This is a genomic window from Ensifer sp. PDNC004, assembly GCF_016919405.1.
Classification (GTDB): domain Bacteria; phylum Pseudomonadota; class Alphaproteobacteria; order Rhizobiales; family Rhizobiaceae; genus Ensifer.
Window position 1 is genome coordinate 1,152,835 of sequence record NZ_CP070353.1, and the last position, 20,480, is coordinate 1,173,314.

At 55.8% G+C, this 20,480-nt stretch carries 16 protein-coding genes, 2 tRNA genes and 2 pseudogenes; 9 read left to right on the forward strand and 11 right to left on the reverse strand.

The genetic code is table 11. The features are described 5' to 3' along the window. Window positions 1-434: 434 nt before the first annotated feature. Window positions 435-1,209 (forward strand): annotated as a pseudogene (locus tag JVX98_RS13825) (IS3 family transposase); the annotation flags it as partial. A 108-nt stretch (window positions 1,210-1,317) separates the two neighbouring features. Here JVX98_RS13825 and JVX98_RS13830 read toward each other — a convergent pair. Further along, window positions 1,318-1,575 carry a helix-turn-helix domain-containing protein gene (locus tag JVX98_RS13830; protein ID WP_205238979.1) on the reverse strand — a complete coding sequence of 86 codons (258 nt, stop codon included), beginning with the start codon at window positions 1,573-1,575 and terminating at the stop codon, window positions 1,318-1,320. A 188-nt stretch (window positions 1,576-1,763) separates the two neighbouring features. Then, window positions 1,764-2,156: a helix-turn-helix domain-containing protein gene (locus tag JVX98_RS13835; RefSeq protein WP_371826546.1), complete on the reverse strand. Its 393-nt coding sequence runs from the start codon at window positions 2,154-2,156 to the stop codon at window positions 1,764-1,766. A 398-nt stretch (window positions 2,157-2,554) separates the two neighbouring features. Here JVX98_RS13835 and JVX98_RS13840 point away from each other — a divergent pair, with 398 nt between their 5' ends. Beyond that, a complete protein-coding gene (locus tag JVX98_RS13840; protein ID WP_205238980.1) occupies window positions 2,555-4,558 on the forward strand; it encodes an AAA family ATPase in 2,004 nt (667 codons plus the stop codon). An 88-nt stretch (window positions 4,559-4,646) separates the two neighbouring features. Then, on the forward strand, window positions 4,647-5,456 hold the full coding sequence (locus JVX98_RS13845) for a metallophosphoesterase (RefSeq protein ID WP_205238981.1): 810 nt from the start codon (window positions 4,647-4,649) through the stop codon (window positions 5,454-5,456). A gap of 104 nt (window positions 5,457-5,560) precedes the next feature. Here the strand turns inward: JVX98_RS13845 and JVX98_RS32345 are convergent. The 4 genes and pseudogenes from JVX98_RS32345 to JVX98_RS13865 form a co-directional block, all read right to left on the reverse strand. Beyond that, window positions 5,561-5,848: pseudogene (locus JVX98_RS32345) on the reverse strand (aspartate 1-decarboxylase); the annotation flags it as partial. Window positions 5,849-6,524: 676 nt separating this feature from the next. After that, window positions 6,525-6,959 (reverse strand): hypothetical protein, encoded by a 435-nt coding sequence (locus JVX98_RS13855; RefSeq protein WP_205238982.1) that lies wholly within the window; start codon window positions 6,957-6,959, stop codon window positions 6,525-6,527. A 236-nt stretch (window positions 6,960-7,195) separates the two neighbouring features. Next, window positions 7,196-8,227: a TIR domain-containing protein gene (locus JVX98_RS13860; RefSeq protein ID WP_205238983.1), complete on the reverse strand. Its 1,032-nt coding sequence runs from the start codon at window positions 8,225-8,227 to the stop codon at window positions 7,196-7,198. A 142-nt stretch (window positions 8,228-8,369) separates the two neighbouring features. Then, the gene (locus JVX98_RS13865; protein ID WP_205238984.1) at window positions 8,370-10,913 is read right to left on the reverse strand and encodes a DEAD/DEAH box helicase family protein; all 2,544 of its coding nucleotides are present in this window, start codon (window positions 10,911-10,913) and stop codon (window positions 8,370-8,372) included. A 261-nt stretch (window positions 10,914-11,174) separates the two neighbouring features. Between JVX98_RS13865 and JVX98_RS13870 the strand changes: the two genes are divergently transcribed. Both JVX98_RS13870 and JVX98_RS13875 read left to right on the forward strand, forming a co-directional pair. Further along, window positions 11,175-12,236, forward strand: coding sequence for a DUF3800 domain-containing protein (locus JVX98_RS13870; RefSeq protein ID WP_205238985.1), 1,062 nt, complete (start codon window positions 11,175-11,177; stop codon window positions 12,234-12,236). Window positions 12,237-12,364: 128 nt separating this feature from the next. After that, the gene (locus JVX98_RS13875) at window positions 12,365-13,654 is read left to right on the forward strand and encodes an ImmA/IrrE family metallo-endopeptidase (protein ID WP_205238986.1); all 1,290 of its coding nucleotides are present in this window, start codon (window positions 12,365-12,367) and stop codon (window positions 13,652-13,654) included. Between the two features lie 810 nt (window positions 13,655-14,464). On the opposite strand, the gene JVX98_RS13880 is transcribed toward JVX98_RS13875, so the two are convergent. Beyond that, window positions 14,465-14,541 (reverse strand) — tRNA-Arg (locus tag JVX98_RS13880). 37 nt (window positions 14,542-14,578) lie between these two features. After that, window positions 14,579-14,935, reverse strand: a complete 357-nt coding sequence (locus JVX98_RS13885; protein ID WP_205238987.1) for an ETC complex I subunit — start codon at window positions 14,933-14,935, stop codon at window positions 14,579-14,581. Window positions 14,936-15,110: 175 nt separating this feature from the next. Between JVX98_RS13885 and JVX98_RS13890 the strand changes: the two genes are divergently transcribed. The 3 genes from JVX98_RS13890 to JVX98_RS13900 all read left to right on the forward strand — a co-directional run bounded on the left by JVX98_RS13890 (window position 15,111) and on the right by JVX98_RS13900 (window position 17,722). After that, a tRNA-Pro gene (locus tag JVX98_RS13890) sits at window positions 15,111-15,187 on the forward strand. A 233-nt stretch (window positions 15,188-15,420) separates the two neighbouring features. Further along, window positions 15,421-16,602, forward strand: a complete 1,182-nt coding sequence (locus JVX98_RS13895; RefSeq protein WP_205238988.1) for a GGDEF domain-containing protein — start codon at window positions 15,421-15,423, stop codon at window positions 16,600-16,602. A gap of 490 nt (window positions 16,603-17,092) precedes the next feature. Beyond that, window positions 17,093-17,722: a DUF1062 domain-containing protein gene (locus JVX98_RS13900; protein WP_205238989.1), complete on the forward strand. Its 630-nt coding sequence runs from the start codon at window positions 17,093-17,095 to the stop codon at window positions 17,720-17,722. 62 nt (window positions 17,723-17,784) lie between these two features. Here JVX98_RS13900 and JVX98_RS13905 read toward each other — a convergent pair whose 3' ends face one another. The 3 genes from JVX98_RS13905 to JVX98_RS13915 all read right to left on the reverse strand — a co-directional run bounded on the left by JVX98_RS13905 (window position 17,785) and on the right by JVX98_RS13915 (window position 19,665). Then, the gene (locus tag JVX98_RS13905; RefSeq protein WP_192447145.1) at window positions 17,785-18,438 is read right to left on the reverse strand and encodes an outer membrane protein; all 654 of its coding nucleotides are present in this window, start codon (window positions 18,436-18,438) and stop codon (window positions 17,785-17,787) included. 163 nt (window positions 18,439-18,601) lie between these two features. Beyond that, window positions 18,602-19,087 carry a DUF192 domain-containing protein gene (locus tag JVX98_RS13910; RefSeq protein WP_205238990.1) on the reverse strand — a complete coding sequence of 162 codons (486 nt, stop codon included), beginning with the start codon at window positions 19,085-19,087 and terminating at the stop codon, window positions 18,602-18,604. After that, on the reverse strand, window positions 19,087-19,665 hold the full coding sequence (locus tag JVX98_RS13915) for a cold-shock protein (RefSeq protein WP_043623636.1): 579 nt from the start codon (window positions 19,663-19,665) through the stop codon (window positions 19,087-19,089). Before JVX98_RS13915 ends, JVX98_RS13910 begins: the two co-directional genes overlap by 1 nt. Before the next feature lie 196 nt (window positions 19,666-19,861). On the opposite strand from JVX98_RS13915, the gene JVX98_RS13920 reads away from it, so the two are divergent. Continuing rightward, window positions 19,862-20,302, forward strand: coding sequence for a VOC family protein (locus tag JVX98_RS13920; protein ID WP_043623639.1), 441 nt, complete (start codon window positions 19,862-19,864; stop codon window positions 20,300-20,302). Window positions 20,303-20,480 lie beyond the last annotated feature (178 nt).

Below are 20,480 nucleotides of genomic sequence, written 5' to 3' on the forward strand. Positions count from 1 at the left end.
TGCCGCATCACTAAAGTATAAATGTACTAGTTTAAAATTATCAATACAAATAATCGATCATTACATGGCTTGTTTTGTCAACATTTGCTCATTCACATAAATAATGTGTTTCAATTATGCATTCTATCTCGAAAAGAACTTCTTTATCTTTGCGAAAACTTCTTTGACATTAGTTTTAATTCCATGAATGCACGATTAATAATTTCAAATGTTCGAATTTCCCCACCAAAGCAACGCGGATGTTTCTATCGCTAACTCCTTTCCTAGGGTGTTCATCACGTTCGCGTGAGTGACCGAGGTGATTGCGGTTCGTGTAGACCTGCAACACGGAAATTTGACATCACCTGTCCAAGCGCTGACCTGCCACTGCGAATTTCCTCCGGAATGGATTAGTGTCCGGCCAGTCAAGGACGGACGCATGAAGAAGCACAGATTTACGGAAGAGCGACTTGGCGAATGAGCGATGGCGCTTCGGTTATCGACGGCTGTTCGTCCTGCTTCAGCCGGTTGGAGAGCCGTCCGGCATCAATCGCATCTACCGGCTCTATCGCGAGGATAGGTCTTTCCGTTCGCAAGCGGAAACCCAGGCGGCGTGCTGTCGGCACGCGTGCACCGATCCTGATTGCAGCGAAGGCCAACGCTCACTGGTCGCTGGACTTCGTGCATGACCAGTTTGCCTGGGGCAGACGCTTCCGCGTGCTCAGCATTGTCGATGGTGTGACGCGCGAATGCCTAGCAGCGATCCCGGACATATCCATCTCCGGTCGACGTGTCGCCCGAGAACTGACGACGCTGATCGAACGAGGCGGCAAGCCAGGAATGATTGTCTCCGACAACGGCACTGAACTGACGTCGAATGCCATCCACGCCTGGTCGAATGATCACAAGGTCGAATGGCACTACATCGCGCCGGGAAAGCCGATGCAGAATGGCTATGTCGAGAGTTTCAACGGCCGCATGCGCGACGAGGCAACGAAAGCCTGTTCTTCGGCCTCGATCATGCTCGAAGTGCCATTGCTGAATGGGCGGACGATTACACCCATTTCCGGCCGCACTCATCGCTCGGATACCCCGGCAGACTTTGCCGGGACCATCGCTGAAACCGGCTCCAACGCTGCGCAAGATGAAAGCTTCGCGTTTCCGCCGTTTGCTCACGCCGCGCCACTTGGCGTATCTAGAACCACCGGGGCTTTAGTCGCCGCTGGATGAAATTTCAGTGGCAGGTCTGCGCCCAACGGCTCGTTCCGCTTACAAAATGCAGCCGGTACCCGACCTTCGATCAATTGGAATGGACAATACGATAAAGGAGCGAAGGCCCTAGGTAATCGCGCGATGAGGCTTGGTGCGCCAGCGAAGCCCCTCCCCGCTAACTTCGCCTTCCCCGAGAAATTCGACACCTGCCTTTTCAAGAGCGGCCTGAAGGCGCTCCACGTACTCTATCGCGATGCGCTTGTTCCCACTTTCAATCTTGTGGAGGGTGGGCGTAGAAATTCCCGCCAACTTTGACATCTGCTTTTGCTGCATCCCGAGCATCGTTCTGGCGGCCCTTAAAATCTCTGGCGAGGCTGTTGCCATGGCTAATCCTCTGATCGCCCATTGATTGTGTTAACCGGACCCACTCTTGCGACCGCTTAACTTGGGCCAGCTGCACTAGCTCCTGATTTCATCAACGGAAGCTTCCGCAATCGCACTACCGCGAATCAAATCAGCCGTTTCGGACCCTCTAGGCTTTGAGGGCCCACCCAGACGAGGAATCATAGAAACTACAGCTTCCTTTGAACTGCCTCCTCAGCAGGGTCGTCTCCGATCCTACCGGCTGGCGTTCGCCAACGAACCCCGGACCCCGTCGATGACGTCGCCTCGATGAACTCTATTCCTTGAGCTTCGTAGGCCTGCACAATTGCCTCGACCGATTCGAGAGTGGCATTGTCCCCGCTCTCCCGCGCATTCTCACCACGCGTTGCTCCACGAGTTTCTAGCTTATGCACGGTGGGCCGAGACACTGCTGCTGCAGCAGCCAGCTGGCGCTGGTTCCAACCGAGCAAAGCCCTGGCAGCGCGCAACATTTCTGCAGACGGGATAATGGCCATAAAGGCGAAAAACGCACGGCAGAAAAAAATGTCAACATTATTCAAAATGAATGCCATAGTTGACATTTTGAATCCTACAGTATTCAAAATGAATTATCCGAACGGCTCGGCTTTTTCGCATTCAACAGAATCACTGGAGGTACCATGCTCTCTCACCCTCTCGGTCTGGAGATTTCAGCTACTCAAGAGATGATCGAAATTTACAGGCGTCTGGCAAACGACCTTGAGCAGGTCTGCAGAGATGGACCTGAATCTATCGCACCTGAAACTTCCATTTCTGACTGGATGATCGCCAAGCGCGCAGTCCCCATTCTTCTTGGTACCGTCCTTGGGCATCCTCGCGTGGCAGATGGGAGACCAGCGGCGACAACAGAAATCGTTTTCTGGGACGAACACTGGCAACTCGCGCGGACTCTCAACCGCTGGTATCGCCTTGGTCGTCCTCTGGTCGGAGGAACGTCCCAGTGAAATCCGATCTGGAGCAGGAATTGGTCGACGGAGCGATCAAGCATCTTATGGATGCGACGTCTAACCTCCGGGCAGTAATTTCCCGGACCCCGGGTAGCCTTTGTCGTCGGTCGGCCCAAACCGCATTGGCGGCGAGTCCACGGAAATTCCTAGCGTTCTGCGCCTTTATAAGGCTCATGCGGCGGCAAAGGGAGTTTTTCGCTGAAGCGACATCAGTCCTGGTGATCACGGTGCCGCGTGATTGGCCAATCGACGACTTCGACTATGTTGCCGATATTTGCTTGAAATCGGGCGACCGGGGCCCCTCGAAACTGAAGACCTTCTGTCACCCACCTCGGACCAAAAGGGGAGCGTGGGACTTCAGCCCAAGCGCCTATCTCGATGCTCAGAAAGTCATTGTATTCCTTCCGCGAGGCGCGGAATTGCATCCGGAATTCGAGATTAGCGCCGATGCCGTCGTCGATCTCGAAATCCTTGATGATCGACATCTCGACAGCCTCGCCCGGCAGTTGGATACGGGTGTGCTTTCGGAGGAGGACAAGGAACAGCTCAGACAACACGACCCCGCATTCATCGATTCCATTTTTCGTAGAGGTCGGTCGACTGCCGCTGCGCTAACCAGACTTCAACGTATTTTAACGAAACCGACAAAGGGCCAAAGATTGGTCCCGCTCACTTCATTCGGTGAAGCCGGACAATGGGGCATCAAGTTCAAAAGCGATCTCCGGCTGTGGCGAGCCGGTCAGTTGGATTGGTCCGACCTTGATAAGGGAGTCCTTTTGTATGGCCCGCCGGGAACAGGGAAGACGTCGTTTGCGGCGTCACTCGCCTCGGAATGCAGTGCACATCTGGTGCCGACGTCGCTCTCCAAATGGCAGAGCCACGGCCATCTGGGTGACCTGCTTAAGGCAATGAGACAGGATTTTGCCGAAGCTCGCGACAGAGCCCCGTCAATTTTGCTGATCGACGAAGTTGATAGCGTCGGGGACCGCCGTTCCTTTTCCGGCGATAACGCGCACTATTGCATCGAAGTCGTAAATGCCCTTCTGGAAGCCTTGGACGGCGTGGCCAGTCGCGAAGGCGTGGTCGTCGTCGCATCGACGAATTTTCCTGAAGCCCTTGACCCAGCTCTCCTGAGGTCGGGACGGTTGGAAACACACGTCGAGATGAAACGCCCAAATACACTTGAGCGGGCGCAAATCCTCCAGTTTTACCTGCCCACGCTTGGTGCGACCAAGGAATTCTATGAGGTTGCCCGGCAACTAAGTGGGCAGACAGGAGCCGATCTTGAGCGCCTGGTTCGTAAAGCAAAACAACGGGCACGCGCTGAGAGCCGAAAGCCCATGATCGCGGACATTTGGGCCGTTGTGCCGAAGCAGCCACCGCTAAGCGATGAAGACCTATGGCGAATTTGCGTTCACGAGGCCGCTCACGCGGTGATGACCGGGCTGTCTGACGTAGGAAGCGTGACTTGCGTGGAAGTGTTCTATGACATGCATGACTGTGTGGAGGCACACGACGCGCTGGGTCGGACGACTTCAGATTGCCCTGTCCCCGCCCTGAGAACTGAGGAATGGTTCCGTTGGGACATCGCAATCAGCTTGGCCGGGATGGCTGGTGAGGAGCTTGTTTTCAGTAATCGTTCGACCACAGCTGGTGGCTCGCGGGGAAGTGATCTCACCGGTGCGACCGAAGCCGCTGCTCTTATGGTTGCGAGGTTTGGTCTAGGGAGGCGCTTTTCTGTCTTTCCCGACGATGTTGACCAGCCAGTCTACAAGGTTTTCGAAACATCACCCAAGCTCCGAGCGGATGTCGACTTCATTCTGGCTACGGAATATGCGCGAGCAAAAAGGCTACTGGAAGCGAACCTCAAGGTCACAATCGACCTCGCCCGCGCGCTAAAAGAAGAAAGGCGACTGGAAGGCGAACGTCTGAAGACCCTTTTGGTAGGCCTTTCACCAACCGAAGGTCCTACGAAACTTGTGGGCCTTGCAGGCTGACCAAACGTTGGCCCGTCGTTGATCGGTCGGTGCAGACCAGTTCCTCGCCGCTGCCCTCCCTTGTACCCTGAGACCTTGAGGCGACACCATGAAGGCCTGGATAATCAGCGACATGCATGTCAGCAATTCCGAGCTTACGCGCCATGATATCGAAATCCCTGATGCAGATATTTGCATCTGCGCCGGTGACGTTTCCGGAATCGTCGAGATGTCGATTCAGTTCCTTATCCGAAACATCAGTCCTCGAATGCCGGTCGTCATGGTCCTGGGTAACCACGAGTTCTACGGGGCGACGATCCACGCAGGTCTTCAAACCGCAAGGCGGATGACAAAGCATTCTAACGTCACCGTACTTGAGAATGACACCATCGTGCTGGGCAAAACTCGCATAGTTGGTGCGACGCTTTGGACCGATTTTGAGATCGAGCATGGCATCGAAAACGAACTGCCTCTTCCAGAAAGGAAGTCCTACGCTATCAACATCTGCAAGCGTTACATGATGGACTTTCACGCCATCTTTCGGTCGGATTGGCCGGAAACGGGGATGCCTGGCCTTCTCACCGCCAAAGAGTTAATCGAGCGCCATATGGAAAGTCGTGCCTTCATCGCCAGCGAACTGGAAGATCAATTCGATGGGCGCACTGTGGTCCTATCTCATCACGGGCCGCTGCCCCGATCTCTCCACCCTGCTTTCAGAGGGCATCCGAGTAATGCCGCGTTCGCTTCCAACCTCTCCGCGCTTATCGCTCAGGGAAAACCCGACCTATGGGTGCACGGTCACATTCATCACTTTCGCGATTATCGCGAAGGCCACACACGTGTAATTTGCAATCCGCGAGGATACGAGCGGGAACGCGCTCAAACCGGGTTTGTGTCAGGACTTGTAGTCGACATCTGATCTTGATTACCCGGCAACAAGGTGCCGTAATAATACTCTCGGAGCACAGACGCGATGGCTCGGGCGTTAGTCGGAAATGCGGCTTTGGCATAAAGCCGCTCGGGTGAATTCGTCACGAGCAGCGGGATCGGAAGAACGTTGCTCGCCTCGTCAAGGATTTCAAACGTATGCCGCCCTTCGTCGTCGATGGACACTGCATAACTCAGGCGATCCCGAACATGGTTGCTTTCATCGAACGTAAGAATGGTCGGTTTCAACGATGTGATCCGGCTCTCGTCGAGATATACCGAGTTGCAGATTATCACTTGGTCGCCAGGCTGGCAGGTTCGCGCTGCAGCGCCATTAAGAATGCAGCACCTCGAACCACGCTCGCCAAGGATCACGTAGGTTGCACCATGACGCTGGAAGGTGTCACCGGCAACATGATTTTTGGTGCGCTGATCGTCGTGGCAGCTGGCCTGTTCACCGTATGGCGCGAAAGCCGCAAGGCGAGCATCGAAACCCAAGCCTCGGGCCGATAAGTCTCGCAACCGGTGCACAGATAAACGGGGCTTTGGCCAATGGCGCTTAGGTACGGATGCCAAACCGCGACAACTTCTCATTTGAGCAAGAGGGCACCTCAGTGGACGGTTGGCCGGTTCCGACCGATCCAACTGAGACCCCAGCCACATCTCCATCACACACGAAGATGTTTTTCGACGGGACTGCACATACTGCCTCGCTTGCCCTAAGCATCAGAAGCGATCCGGATCGATAAGTCAGACAGCCTGGAAATGCGCGGGCGATATCTACTGGGGCGTTAAGCGAGTTCGTGCGTAGCGTGTCAGGATCACAAATGACGAGTCGGTCAGCGCCTTGTTCGAGCCTCACGTTTTTATCATCGAAATGCCGAGCTAGATCGGTCAATCGGCCAGTTGGACAGCCGTGTGAGGTTTGGAAGTCAATTTCGATGGTCGCAGGTCCAGACCAATACGCATATAGCCAGTAGACTACGAACGCTACCGGTAATCCGATCAGCGTCGCCCCAATGTTACTGAGAAGCCAACCTACAAATCTTGCCAGCATTTCCTAGCTCCCGCGTAAGGGCGCGACTAGGTAGACCAGCCTGACGTCTGCGACTGGCATTTCGATCCGCAACCAACCGCTGCTCTCTCCAACGGAGCACCACAATCCACGCAGCCCTTTCGCATTGGACCCGCGCTTTCCGGAGACCGCCGCATTCAGGCATTCGTTGATAACGTCCGCGTTGTCGGCCAAAAGTTCTGGGACTTCCTTTGAGATGACGGCAACGTCCAGGGGCGTACCCTGCCGCTCCAATGCTGCGACGAACTCGCTGAAACGGCTTTCAATCGCCGTCGTCATGGCCGTTACATCGTCCGGGCGCGAAAACATCTTCAGTATGACCGACTGCTGTTGCACATCGCCTTCAAGGCTCTGAACTACGATGTCGCACCACTGACGTTCGACGATTTCCGTAGACCAGCAGGAAGTCGCGTTCTGCACCCAAGCTCCGTTGTCCGGCTGCCCATCCGCTTGAAGATCACAGGTGCACTTTTCCCGCGAAGGGTTTTCCGCGTACGCTGGCGTCAAGCAAACCAAGGCGATGAGGCCTGCTAGAGCATGTATATTTCCTTGACGCAACTCGCCCTCCCCGCCCCCGTTTCGGGAGACCATAGTTCAACCTGAACAATGATCGCCTTGAGGGAAATTGTGCCGCTCCCAACTGCCCGCGCTGCTCGTCAGTGGTCTACGAGCTGATCCCGATACGCGTGAAAGGCCTTCCTGCTTGCCGCATCTATGTCCACTTCGACATAGTCCTTACGAACCCGGTCGAGCAGTGCCTTGCGGGCCTTGGCAAGCTTGGCCGCACCCTTCAAGACCCTGTCCTCGGCCTTGCTCGCACTAGGCTGGTTTCCCACCCACACGTAGTAATTTGGATTGCTTGATATCTGGTAATGTTGTCCGGCCGAGAGGGCCATCGTCCAGCCATCGAGCATCTCTTGGCACAACTTGGCTACGGCCGAATCGTTGATGTGGAACAGGCTGTTGGTGACGACACCCTTGAAGCTCTCAAAGTGCCACAATGCCTTGTCGCTCAACTTGTAAGGAAGGTCAACGATGAGATCGTCAACGCTTGGTTGATGGATTTGCTCCAAGGCCCAGGTAATGTTGGTGACATCGCGCCGCTTGCGCACCTGCTCCTCGGATTGGCCCTCAATGTCCTTCGGTCGAGGAGGCTCGTGCTCAGCGATCAAGTCAATGGCCCCCTTCAAGTCCTTCGTCAATGCTCCCTTCTGCTCCTTCGTCGGCTTGTCATCGTGCTCGTAGACCATCGCGCGGTGCCGATCAAAGTCGAATGGAAGATCGCTCACCGGTGAAATCTTGCCATTGATGACCAAGATAATCCGATCCCAACCCACCTGGGCGACCGCGTACCCAAGTTCGAAAATCACATTGGGGTTGGCACATGGCCTGATTTCACCTGCCTTGCCAACGACCGTGGTGACATCCGCAACGAAGAGATCGCAGGCCCGAATCTTCTCCATAATCTTCGCGGGAATGTTCGGACTCCCAGGCGTATCTCGTGTCGCCTCGTCGATTGAAAGTTTCACACCGGGCTGCACACTCTTTGCGACAGCCTTCAGGGCATCGCGGATGCCGTTCCGGTTTGCTTTGCTTGGGAGGTCGCTTTGCCAAGCGTAGAACAGTCTGAGCTTCTTCTGCGTCGGCTGGACCGTGGCTTTCCCTGATTTCTCCGCTGCCTTGTTCACTAACGTCCCCGGGTCAATATTGAATGTTGCCATGCAGGCCGGAAGCTGCACGATGAATCACATACCAGTCTGTCAAGAACCGTAGATGGCGGCCCCGCCGATGGGGTTGCTATTGTTCTGCAGTGTGGCGACCAGTGGAAGATTAAGACTTCAAACTTTTAAGCGTCGTTTTTGCGAGGGCTTTGAACCAGCCAGACGCCTGCCACTCGGACAGGCCACCGATCTCATTGAGTATTGTCCATCGCTCTATCGCCGTGCGTCCCCTCGTATCTCCCACTTTCGCTGCGAATTCTCTCATCCGAGCCGCGAGCGCCTGAGTTTCGACCAGGTATATATTCTCAGAAGGACTGGCCTCCCCTTTGCAAACTCCGGGCGGTCCAACGATATGCAGTCCCTCCCAGGCCGTTGCCGCCTCATTGTCAGCCAGCCATTGGATGTGATTGTGAGCCTGACCTACCTCTGTCTTGTTGTATTCGGCCGGATTGTTCTTTTCGGTCTTTAGTTCAAATGCCGCCCCCGCTTTCGCTTCGGGATCGATCCAGATCACATCGGGGCCCAAGCCATATTCGTTGTCAGGACGCGACGCGTCGAAACCGAGAAGTTCCCCGTACATCCGAACAGCTTCCTCTTTCGCGTTGGACGACGATCCGGCATCGAGCAAAATCTTCGCCTGGTGGTTCAGCTTCCAAACGAGATCACCTATCGCCTGAGGGCCATGGTGATTTGTAGCCAAAAGGGTGCGCTGCAACGGGGTCTTGGCCCCCTCTGCCTCAACTCTAGCATCAATATCACCCTTGAACGGCACGTTCAGCCAAGCTGACAGACGCGACCGGGCCTTCTTGTAGTGAGCGAGCCCTGTCTCGTTGTCACCCTCGTTTTCATAGGCGGCACCGAGCCAGACCGAGTACCATCCTGCAAGTTTGGCGTCGGCAAGCGCAGTGTCATCAAGCACATCCAGGAGAGCTTGTCTGGCACCATCAACGTCCCCTTGCCACATGCGGGTCATGAACGTGCACTCCGCGACGGCTGACGTGGCGAGTTGAGCCTCACGCTCCTTCACCTTATTCAGCGCGTCCTGAGAAACCTCAAGGCCATCGACTGTGTCGCGATAGAATTGCAGCCAGCCCTGGTCGCGTGAGATGACCTGAGAGATCAGCGCTGCGATATCTGACGGGGCATCGCTACCCATACCCTCTTGAACGGTCTGGCCGAGGATTACTTGCTTGCGTATCAGCGGCGGCAATAGGGCCACGTTACGCTCTGTCTTTAGCCAGACGTTCAGATCGGAGCCATAGATGACAAAAGCCCCGTAATCGCTTCGGCCTCGATTGATGCGGCCCAGCAGCTGCGTGATACGCCCCGCCATCTTCGTGGAGAACAGGTTGCTTAGCGAGAGATGTTGGTAAAGGTAGTGATCCATGAGGCTGGTGCCTGATGGAGCGCCGTCAATCAGCATTACCCGGCAGGTGTTTTGAGGCAGATCGATCCCATCAATACGCGAGACAAGAATAAACGCTCCCGACGAAGCGTTACGAAACGCTTGTAGTTCAGATGAAAAATTGTTTCGGCTTGGCGGGGTACCGACGTGCTTCCACGCCTGTGCCTTCGGATACGAGGGAACCGAAATTAGCAATTTGTTCGATTTCAAAATCTCAGCCGCAACCTGCTTTTGGTCTGGCTTAGACTTGAAGAGACTGCTCAAAAGGATCAGGCGCTCGCCATTACCCGCATCGTTGTCTGGAGCAATCTGGTTAACAATCCGGCGGCCGAAACCGCGAACGAAATCGGTCTCGAATTCCAAGGTGGCAGACAGGTATACGCGCCGAACGCCCTTGCCGAGAAACCCGTAAACACCCGTCGGGATGAATGGCGGCGTGATCTCGATGGTGTGCGCCGAAACATAAATAGCGCAATTGCCAATATTGTCCCACAGCCGCAAGGACGGAAAAAGAAGGTCGCTTCCGGGTCGATTCCAATCCTTGACCCGCTTGATCGCCTCAATAATCTGCGTTTGGCACCGATGGGCGGTTGCCGGAGGGCACATCGTCACGGCATGCGATCCGTGTTGATCCAATACGGAATTGAGATGAGGTCCCTTGTTCAGTTTGTCGAACTCGGGCCGAACCAAAGCCAGGATATCCGAATAAAGTGTGGGGTAGTCTTCCTTCGAAATCGACAGCGTGAACGCGTCTCGAATCGTGCGCTCCGCGACATGTGCATCATCGAAAATCACCCCCGCTGGCGCTTTGCCCTTTGAGAAGGTGGTATTTGCAACAAAGAGGGCTTGGTAGGTGGTTATGCAGAAGGCCTTGCCGGTCTCGAACTTGTCGTCCGAAAACTCCCCTGACGTCCGCGTCGTAAACGGAATTCCAAGACGCTGGCATTCCCGGGCTGTCTGTTCGACCAGATCAATCGTGCTGCACGCGAAAACAATAGGCCCAATCTGCTCGTTGACGAGACTTTGCGCGATTAAAACACCGACGATGGACTTGCCCGCGCCTGTGTTTAGGAGGATGGCATTATCCTCCTTCTTCCGATCCAAATGCCAGCGGGTCAGCGCTTCCGCCTGCCCCTTCCACAAATCGTTGGGCGCGTTGCTTAGGTTGGGCGTCTTGGCAAAAATCTCTAAGGGATCGAGCGGAGCCGCGTTGCTCTTCGGACGCGAGAGCTTGTTGAAGTCGATCATGAACTGTCCCTCTAAGAAACGTATCGTCTCAACCTAGAATGACAGGGATTCGCGCTAAAGTTCCACAACTTTAACTAAGGAAAGAACGGAATTTGAACGTTGTTTGATATTTCGCAAGTGAAATGGCCTTCGGCGGACTGTAGTATTCCGAACGCTTGTTTTTGCCCGTTTCGCTCGCTGGGACACGGCACCGTAATCGACCGCTGCCCCCAGATTTGAGTGAACGGGCAACACAATGTCTTCTGTTTCCATGAGGTGAGCGTGACAAGAGTATTTTTCGATGAAAGCGGTCAAACCGGCGCGCATCTGTTGGACCGAGACCAGCCCTATTTCACGCTAGGAAGCACCGACATTCCGGAAGCGGAAGCCGTCGAGATCATCAGAAAGTGCTTCCCCAGGGTGAACGGCCCAGAACTCAAGTCCAGATCACTTTTCAGACGCGAGAGCGGCCGCCGAGCCTTCATCGCATTCGCCGAAGTGGTCGGACACCGGTCCTCCAGTTTTTGCGGAGCGAAAATCGACAAGCGGTTTTCAATTGTCTGCAAAATGGTAGACAACCTTGTCGAGCCGCTGTTCCGCGCGGCGGGCCACGACTTCTATGCTGAAAACTATGCCGTTCGCTTCGCCAACATGGCATATTATGCTTTCTCTAACATCATGGCGGAGCAAGCCGCGACTGCCCTCATGGCTTCGTATAATGCCTTCGCCCGAGCGCCATCGGCACAGACGCTGGGCTTGCTTCAGTCAGAGTTAGAAGCAGCGCTTGCAGTTGCTCCTCGTGGTTCAGAGAATTTTTTGAGCTTAATGGCAACCGGCGCAAATGCCTTCGAGCGTTTTCATAACATCGGCAATTTCGAGGACACGAACGACCTGCACGTGACCGCAGCCGTTCAGTGCATGGGGTTCTGGCGGGACCATCACCCGGGTGCGTTCGAGGTGATCCACGACGAGAGCACGCACTTCTTCAAGCGGTCGCGCATGTGGGAATTGATGACGAATCCACTTGCAAAGTCCACGACACTTCAGGTCGGCGACAAAACGCTAAAGCTCCCCCTCAACGTTCATTCCACTATGGCATCTAGGAGCCATGAGTGCGCTTCCCTTCAATTGTGCGATCTTGTCGCCGGATTTATCAACTTCGCGTCCAGTCCGTCCCTCGGCGAAGCAGAGTTAGACTTCGCAAAACAAGCAATCGAGAGCGGCATGAACCAGTTATCCATTTTTCCTGTCGAGCCAGGATATGACTTTGTCGACGGTCCGCCGAGGGAGGCTACCGGGCCTGATGTAATTGATCGGGTAATCGCAGCGGTCCATCCCAACTAGCTTTGAATCTCCCCGTACTGAAGCAGGTGATGCCAGCACGTTAATACAAGGATTTACCGGAAGGCTTTTCATATCAGTTGTTTGTCATTAAATTCGTGCAAACAATCGATTGCTTCAAAGGACGAAACGTGAGTTCCTTAGACAAGGGCAATAAACTCGAAGACGCGTTCTACCATTATCTTCTGGATCAGAAGAAAAATGGACAGTTGTTGCTCGGCGCATACCCGCCGGAAAATTCAAAGATTTTCAAGAAGAAGACATATTATTGCAAAGAGCGCGAAGCCGACGTCGAGTTCGATATTGTAATAGAACTTTACGCTCAAGGACGGGCTCACCCCCACCTTTACGTGATATTTGAGTGCAAAAACCACGACGGCAACGTATCTGAGCTACACGTAAATGACTTTTCCTCAAAGATTGGTCGGATGTTTCACCATGCGGTGAAGGGGATAATGGTTGTTTCTTCACGCCTACAATCCGGCGCTGACAAGGTCGCTAGAAACCGGAGAATGGGCATCGTCAAATACGATCAGAACGGCCTCGAAATCGTTGCTGATCGTCATGGAAGCCCATGCGTAGAAAACGGGTATGTGGAGTCACAAATCTTCCAGCGTGATTATTCGCGCAAATCGCTGAAATTCTCAGCGTATCACGATGGCAAATATTTTAGCACCATTGCCCAGCTCCTCCGAAGCATTGATCCAGAAAGGCCTCCTGAAGTCGAGCACGAATACGTCCCCGCATCAGTTCCCTACGTTTCAATCGACGCCATCAAAAATTCCGTTAAAGAGGTCCTGGCGGAAGTTAAATACAAAGGTGGCCCAGTCAATCTTGAACGGGTTTGCTCGGCACTATCAATCGATTTAAGTCATTCCGACAAGGACATGCGAGATATCGACGGAATACCGGTACTGGGTTCGGCGAACTTCACCCGCAAATTGATCACTATAAATGCGCATGGCAACAGAAACAGAGAACGCTTTACGCTTGGCCATGAGATAGGTCACTTCCAATTACGGCACGGCGCATATCTCAGTTCCGAAACGATTATAGAAAGAGATTTGCTTATTAAGGAGACCGACAGTAGCTTAAACTATGAACGCCTTGAATATCAGGCCAACACGTTTTCTTCCAACCTGATCCTACCGGATGAATGGTTTATAAAGAAAACTGCCGAGTTTCGTCATTATTTAGGAATAACGAACAGGGGCCACGGATACATATTTGTTGACGATCAGCCGTATAATTACACTGTTTATGATCAGCTACTGTTGTCCTTATCAAATTACTTTGAGGTCTCAAAGCAAGCGATACAGATTAAGCTCAAGAGCCTGGGAATGCTTACCGACGAGCGAAAGAAGAACCAAGAATCGTCGATGACCCAATTTTTGGACGCACTACATCTCGACCGGAAATGAGCCCGCATTTTTAGGTGCCTAACGCAGCCAAAACAGGGTGAACGGAACGGCGCGCAAGCCTACTCGATCAATCTTGCCGCTCAAGCACTGGCGTCCATCCACGCGTCAGCCCTCTGCTAATGCAACCTTTCGCTATCCCAAGCTGCTCTCGGAGATGCCCGCAGTCAGCCAGTAAAGTAGCTATGGTCGCCCGGACGTCGCCGTCGTGATACGCCAAGGCTGCATCGATGGGATCGAACTCGTCGGCTGAAGGCTGCATTTGGGCAAGCATAAGCGTTCTCCTGAAAGAGCATGAAGGGCTGATGGTGTCAGGATCAGTTGATCACGCGCCGCCCACGGAAGGCGATGGCACGCGCACACAGGCTTTCGCCTAGACGGTCAGAAAATGCGCCACTACCACCGATCAGCGTCAGAACGATCAACGAGGGCTTTAGCGTGTTTTCAAAGATTTCGAAGAAAGAGTCGACTTCTCAGGTGGGCGAATCGGGAATTGTGATGTTGCAGTTGGGCTGGGCGGTTTACTGTAGCCTCAAATATCTTGAGCGTGGGGTGGTCGGAGTATCACACTAGCAACGAGACTGCCCGCCTTCAAAAAAGCGGAGGCCGGTCTTCGAAATGAAGTTGGCAAAGCGGAAGGTATCGACTCATCGGCACGCACTAAAAATTTCCAGCGAACGAACCGGCCATGTTCGGGAATTTTTCGGGAATCTGCGCTCTGCCAAAGGGATTTTGTCGGATAACGGCTCCTGCAGGAACGCAGGAGCCGTTTCGCTTTTTTTAGTTATTTCGCAGCATTAACAAAGTGTTAGATGGCGACCCCTGCAGGATTCGAACCTGCGACAACCTGCTTAGAAGGCAGGTGCTCTATCCAACTGAGCTAAGGGGCCGTCCCGGGCTTTGCCCGTCGAATGCGGCTGAAGGACCTTAGTGGGTCCAGGGCTGCATCCGGTTGAAACGGAAGTTGTCCGGATAGGACACGCTCTTGCGTGTCGCTTCCTTCGGCGCGATCACGCGGTATTCGATGCCGTTGCGCTCGGCGTATGCGATTGCCTGCTCGGCGTTTTCGAACGTCAGTCGCAGCTGCTGCTTCATGTCACCGGAGCTGGTGTAGCCCATGATCGGGTCGATGGTGCGCGGCTTTTCCTGATCGAACTCCAGCACCCACAGATTCGTCTTGGCCTTGCCAGACTGCATGGCGGTCTTTGCTGGACGATAGATCTTTGCGGACATGGTTTCGAGCGGCTCCATACTTTCGCTGGCAACATTCACGGGCTCCAGCATTCCGTCTTCCCATAACGCAGAATGATTTAAAACGGAATGACTTTTGGCCGGATAAATTTGGCTTTCCGTTAGGAGATGAGCGAACTTGTGCGTTTGTCCCAATCGTAGATGTGGCTTTGGGAAACTTTGCTGTTGCAGCCCTGCTACGAAGCGTGTATCTCCGGCGCCGTTGGCACGGAGTGTAGCGCAGTCTGGTAGCGCATCTGGTTTGGGACCAGAGGGTCGGGAGTTCGAATCTCTCCACTCCGACCATTCATCGAGACGGAAGCGTCACTTTCCCTTTTTTTTCAATCCGTTCGTGATCTGCAGGCTAAACATCGCCATAAGATCGCTCGTTTGCATTGGCAATCGATCGAGTTGTCCCGAATTGGGACAAGAATGCCTATTTGTCATACGAATTTAGGAATCGCTCAATCCATTGTGGATAGAGCGGACCGGCGGGCTTTCCAGCTCTGCCCGCCTCCCAAGCCCGCCCGAGCGATCCAATGACTGCCCAACTCGACCTTGCCACCGTTCTGTTGCTTCACAAGTCGTCGTTCCTGATCGGCGCCTTCTGCTTCCTCTATGCGCGCTGGCAATCGCCGCGGGACGAAGGGCTTGGTATCCTGGCGAGCGGCTTCCTCTTCCTGGCGCTCGCCTCGACGCTCGCGGGCTATGGCGAGCAAAAGCTGTTACCGCCCACTCTGTGGAGGCTTTCCAGCTTCACGCTCGGGATCGGCGGATACGCCCTATTCTGGATCGGCGTGCGGCGCCTCAGCGGCGGCCGGCGCCGGCTGGCGGACTGGCTGGCGCTTCTTGTGCCGCTTGCCGGCGCGCTCACCGGTCTCGCCACGCATTTCCACATGATCAACGTCGTCAGGGCCAGCGTCTTCAACGCCGCCGCCTTTCTTTTCCTCGCGGCTTCGGCTGCTGCCGTCATCGCCGACCGCTCGAAGGAGCCGCTGCCGGCGCGCTCCATGCTGGCGGCCGCCATGGCCGTCGGGGCAAGCCTTTGTCTTGCGGTGGTCATTGGCCTCCTCAAGCCCGGCATCGTGCCGATCACCACAACGTACGCCTTCTTTCTCTCGATCATCTGCCACTTCGCCATCGCGCTCTTCGCGCTCGTGCTCGTCAAGGAGCGGGCGGAAGCGGAGTTGCGCCGATCTGCGCATACCGATGCGCTGACCGGCGTCGGTAACCGGCGATGGTTTCTGGCGCAACTGCCTCAGGATAGCTGGCAGGGCGATTGCCTGATCGTGATGGACCTCGACCATTTCAAGCGCATCAACGACCGCTACGGCCACCATACGGGCGATCAGGTGCTCGTCGCCTTCGCCGATCTGGTCCGGAAAAATCTGCGTAGAGGCGACAGCTTCGCGCGTCTCGGGGGTGAGGAATTCGGGCTCTATCTCCCGCGGACAAGCGAGACACAGGCATTTGCAATCGCCGAGAGGTTGCTCCGCGCCGTGGAGGAACTGCGGGTCGCAAGCAGCGGGCAAACCGTTGCGGTCAGCATCAGCATCGGGCTTGCTACCGCCAGCGGCGCGGAGCGTTCCTGGGAGGCATTGTTCAACAGGGCGGATGCCGCGCTCTATGCTGCCAAGCGAGACGGGCGCAACCGCGTCGCGTCCGATGCGGAACCTGCGGTTTCGGAACCGCCTGCTGTGATCCTTCACCGCGCCAGCTAATCAGGCGGGGCTTCGACGCAAGCCACCTTCAAAAAAGAGAAGCGGATCCAAGCATTTCCGATCCGCTTCAGATTGGAGGTATAAGGCTTATTCTAGCGCAATGCGCCGAATTCGCTTGTGGCCAAATTTTGCCTAGCGCGCCACCTTGGCGCGAAGCTGTGTCTTCGTTGCACTTTTCGGCATGCGTGCAAGCGTGTAGGACGCACAAGCAGCCACCATCGCGCTGTCTCTCCTGGAGTTTCGCTTTGCCTTTGTAAAATCCGGTCTCGCTAGTTTCACCCAGTACGCCCGATAGCGCTCCCGCTGTCGGATTGAATTTTCATGCGTTCGTTGAGGTGGCGGTTCGAGACCGGAATGGCATTGCCGATCTCAAGCCCGACGTACCTTCGTCAGGCGGAACCATCACGCCCAACAGCTGCCAGACCGCGTCCCCGGAACGGGTACTCAAACCGTCGTCTCGATGGACTTCCAATTGGAAGAACCAGACGACATGTCTCATACATTGACGGTCCAGTGGACCATCGAACCCCAAACCGCACCCCGCCCCTGGCTTGCCTGCAGCCGCTGCGGCGGCCAACGCGCCTTCGTCTGCAGCGGCAAGACGCGGCTGAACGCCAACGGACGGCGGCTCGACGCCTGGCTGATCTATCGCTGCGCCGTTTGCGAAGACACCTGGAACCGCCCGATCTTCGAACGGCGGACTGTCACAAGCGTCGCGCCGGACGCGCTCGCAGCGCTACAAAGCAACGATCCCGCCTGGATCCGCCAAGTGGCCTTCGACATCGAGGGTCTTCGCCAATGCACGGACCGGATCGAAGATCTGGCCGATTCCAGCGTGGAACGGCGCGTGTTGGGCGGGACCGTAGATAGCGCACGGCTTGAGATAGTCGTTGTCGCGCGCCACGCGAGCAGCCCGCGCGTCGACCGCCTGCTATCGGCGGAACTCGCGCTCTCACGCGCAAGACTGACAAAGCTCGAAGCCGCGGGGCGAGTCACCCTTCTGCCCGAATCGCGAAAGGCCCTTCAACGCCCGATCAGAGACGGCTGCCGCATTGTCCTCGATCTCACTGCGGAAGACGACCGGGCCGAGATTGCCCAGCGTGCCCGCGGGGGCCCGTAGTCGAAGGGCATCATGGAGCGCCCGGCACAGCGCCGGCGCTCCATGATGCCAATGGTTGCTGGTCAGAACTTTACGCCGACACCGACGGTGAACTGGTGCTGGTCGAGATCGACATTGACGCCGCCGAAGTCCTTGTCGCCATAGTCGTTGTAGCGGTACTCGGCGCGGCCGAAGAGGCTGTCGGTGAACGAATAGTCGACACCGGCACCGATCGTCCAACCGTTGAAGGTTTCCTTTTCCTTCGATGCGCCGGGCACATCGACGAAACCGCGGGTCACCGCCCAGCCGCCGGCGCCATAGAGCAGCGCCTTGTCGTTCAACAGATAGCCGACGCGGCCGCGTATTGCGCCCGAAACGTCGGTACCAACTTCCGTCGAGGTTCCACCGACATCGAACGTCTTGTCGTTCCAATTGTAGTTGACGTCACCCTCGATGCCGTAAACCCAGTCGCCCTGCTGAAAGTTGAAACCGGCAAAGGCGCCGAGCAACCCACCATTGAAATCTTCCGAAGCGCTGCCGCCAGGCGCACTGAAATCTCCGTTGAGCCATCCGCCGCCGCCCTGTAGGCCGACATAGCCGCCGGTCCAGACGAACCCCGGCGTTGGCTGCACGACCGGTGCCGGCGGCTGGCTCAGATCGGCCGCCAGGTCCGCTGCCATCGCGGTTTGCGCAACGGCGCAGGTCGCTACGATTGCAACAAGCACACTCCGGAACATCACGGATGCCTCCTGTTGTCGCCAGAAGAATATTAATAACTCGTTAACACGCAGTCTGCCCGAAAGGCTTCACGATCTCAACCATGAAACCCGTGGGGTTCAGAGACATAATTTAGGAAATGATCGGGGAAGGACAAGGACGGCCGCGACGTGGCCCCGGCGCCTACGGCTGCGAAGGCGGAATTCGGGCGCCTTCCAGCCGGTCTCCAGGGCGGATGTTCAGCCGCTTCACCGCGCCGGCATTGAGTTCAAGCACGAAAGCAACTGGTTCTTTCGAATCGATGATCGCTTCGGAAAAAGGCACGGCACCTTCATGGATCGTGCGAACGACACCCTTGTTGTCGATGAACAGCATGTCGAGCGACAGATGGGTGTTCTTCATCCACATCATCACGCGGCGTGTCTCGCCAAAATCGAACAGCATGCCGTGATCCGGCGCCATGGATGTGCGAAACATCAGGCCCTGCTCTCGCTGGGCCGGATCGACGGCGAGTTCGACCGTCAGCTCGTGCACCGCCTTGTCGGCATTGACCAGGCGCATCTTGTCCTTGGTGAACTGGACGTCGGCAAACGACGATACCGTCAGTGCAAGCAACAAAAAAAGCGCCAGGAAGGCGCTTTTTCCGAAAAGGTCTCGAACCGCGACCATCAGTGCGACCGGCTCGTCGGCGACGGACCGTCGGGATGGATCTCTGCGGCCATCAGGCCCTTTTCGCCATCGCCGAACCGGACGAGCACCACCTGGCCCGGCCGCAGCTCTGTCAGACCGAAACGCCTGAGCGTTTCCATGTGCACGAAGATGTCTTCCGTTCCCTCGCCGCGGGTCAGGAAGCCAAAACCCTTGGTGCGGTTGAACCACTTGACGAGGACGCGCTCTAGGCCGCTCGTCGGCGTCACCTGGACGTGGGTGCGGACCGGCGGCAGCTGCGACGGATGCACCGCCGTCGACTGGTCCATCGAGAGGATACGGAACGCCTGATAACCGCGGTCCCGCTTCTGGATGAGCGCAACGACCCGCGCGCCCTCAAGAACCGTCTGGTAGCCATCGCGGCGCAGGCAGGTCACGTGCACCAGCACATCCTGCATACCGTTGTCCGGAACGATGAAACCGAACCCCTTGGCGACGTCGAACCACTTGATCACGCCGGTGATTTCGATGAGGTCGAGAGCATCGCTGCCAAAGTCGTCACCATGCATGACGTCTTTCGAAGATGTCCTATCCGCCATTCTCTCCCAGCCCCTCGTTTACGCGCGACTACCGATACGGTTAACTGATTCTTATTGACCAGAATAACATCGTCCCGCCGCGGATACGCAAGACCCTCGGCATATTTTGGCCGAGAACTAATATGGGGACGCAGCCTTGCCTCTGGCTTGCTGACGGACCACTATACGCCATCTTCTGCAAAACAGGGACATTGCAATGCGCTATCTGCACACGATGGTTCGCGTCAAGAATCTGGACGAGGCCTTGAACTTCTACGGCAAGATTTTCGGCCTGACGGAAATCCGCCGTTACGAAAACGAAAAGGGCCGGTTCACGCTGGTGTTTCTGGCCGCTCCCGGCGACATCGATCGCGCCCGCGCCGAACTCTCGCCCTGTCTCGAACTCACCTACAATTGGGATACGGAAGACTATACCGGGGGACGGAATTTTGGCCACCTCGCCTACGAAGTCGACGACATCTACGGCTTCTGCCAGCACCTGATGGAAAACGGCGTGACCATCAACCGGCCGCCGCGCGATGGCCACATGGCGTTCGTTCGCTCTCCCGACGGCATTTCGATCGAGATCCTGCAGAAAGGCGAAAACCGTCCGCCGCAGGAACCTTGGGCATCGATGGCCAATACGGGCGTCTGGTAAGCTCCGCACAATTCTCGCGAACGAAGATGGCCCCGTGCTGTCGGTGAAATCCGGCGGGCATGGCCGAGCCGTCGATCAGCAGCAGCTATGAATGATCCAGGGCCCGGTCTATCCGGGCCTTTGCATGTTGGAAACATGCGGGCTCAAGGTTAGCGCCGGTTTACAAATCGCGTATCGT

Bases quoted from the DNA above. Each gene is read 5' to 3' on its own strand.
- JVX98_RS13830 (WP_205238979.1), bottom strand. From the start codon at position 1,575: ATGGCAACAGCCTCGCCAGAGATTTTAAGGGCCGCCAGAACGATGCTC.
- JVX98_RS13835 (WP_371826546.1), bottom strand. From the start codon at position 2,156: ATGTCAACTATGGCATTCATTTTGAATAATGTTGACATTTTTTTCTGC.
- JVX98_RS13845 (WP_205238981.1), top strand. From the start codon at position 4,647: ATGAAGGCCTGGATAATCAGCGACATGCATGTCAGCAATTCCGAGCTT.
- JVX98_RS13865 (WP_205238984.1), bottom strand. From the start codon at position 10,913: ATGATCGACTTCAACAAGCTCTCGCGTCCGAAGAGCAACGCGGCTCCG.
- JVX98_RS13885 (WP_205238987.1), bottom strand. From the start codon at position 14,935: ATGCTGGAGCCCGTGAATGTTGCCAGCGAAAGTATGGAGCCGCTCGAA.
- JVX98_RS13895 (WP_205238988.1), top strand. From the start codon at position 15,421: ATGACTGCCCAACTCGACCTTGCCACCGTTCTGTTGCTTCACAAGTCG.
- JVX98_RS13900 (WP_205238989.1), top strand. From the start codon at position 17,093: ATGTCTCATACATTGACGGTCCAGTGGACCATCGAACCCCAAACCGCA.
- JVX98_RS13905 (WP_192447145.1), bottom strand. From the start codon at position 18,438: ATGTTCCGGAGTGTGCTTGTTGCAATCGTAGCGACCTGCGCCGTTGCG.
- JVX98_RS13910 (WP_205238990.1), bottom strand. From the start codon at position 19,087: ATGGTCGCGGTTCGAGACCTTTTCGGAAAAAGCGCCTTCCTGGCGCTT.
- JVX98_RS13915 (WP_043623636.1), bottom strand. From the start codon at position 19,665: ATGGCGGATAGGACATCTTCGAAAGACGTCATGCATGGTGACGACTTT.
- JVX98_RS13920 (WP_043623639.1), top strand. From the start codon at position 19,862: ATGCGCTATCTGCACACGATGGTTCGCGTCAAGAATCTGGACGAGGCC.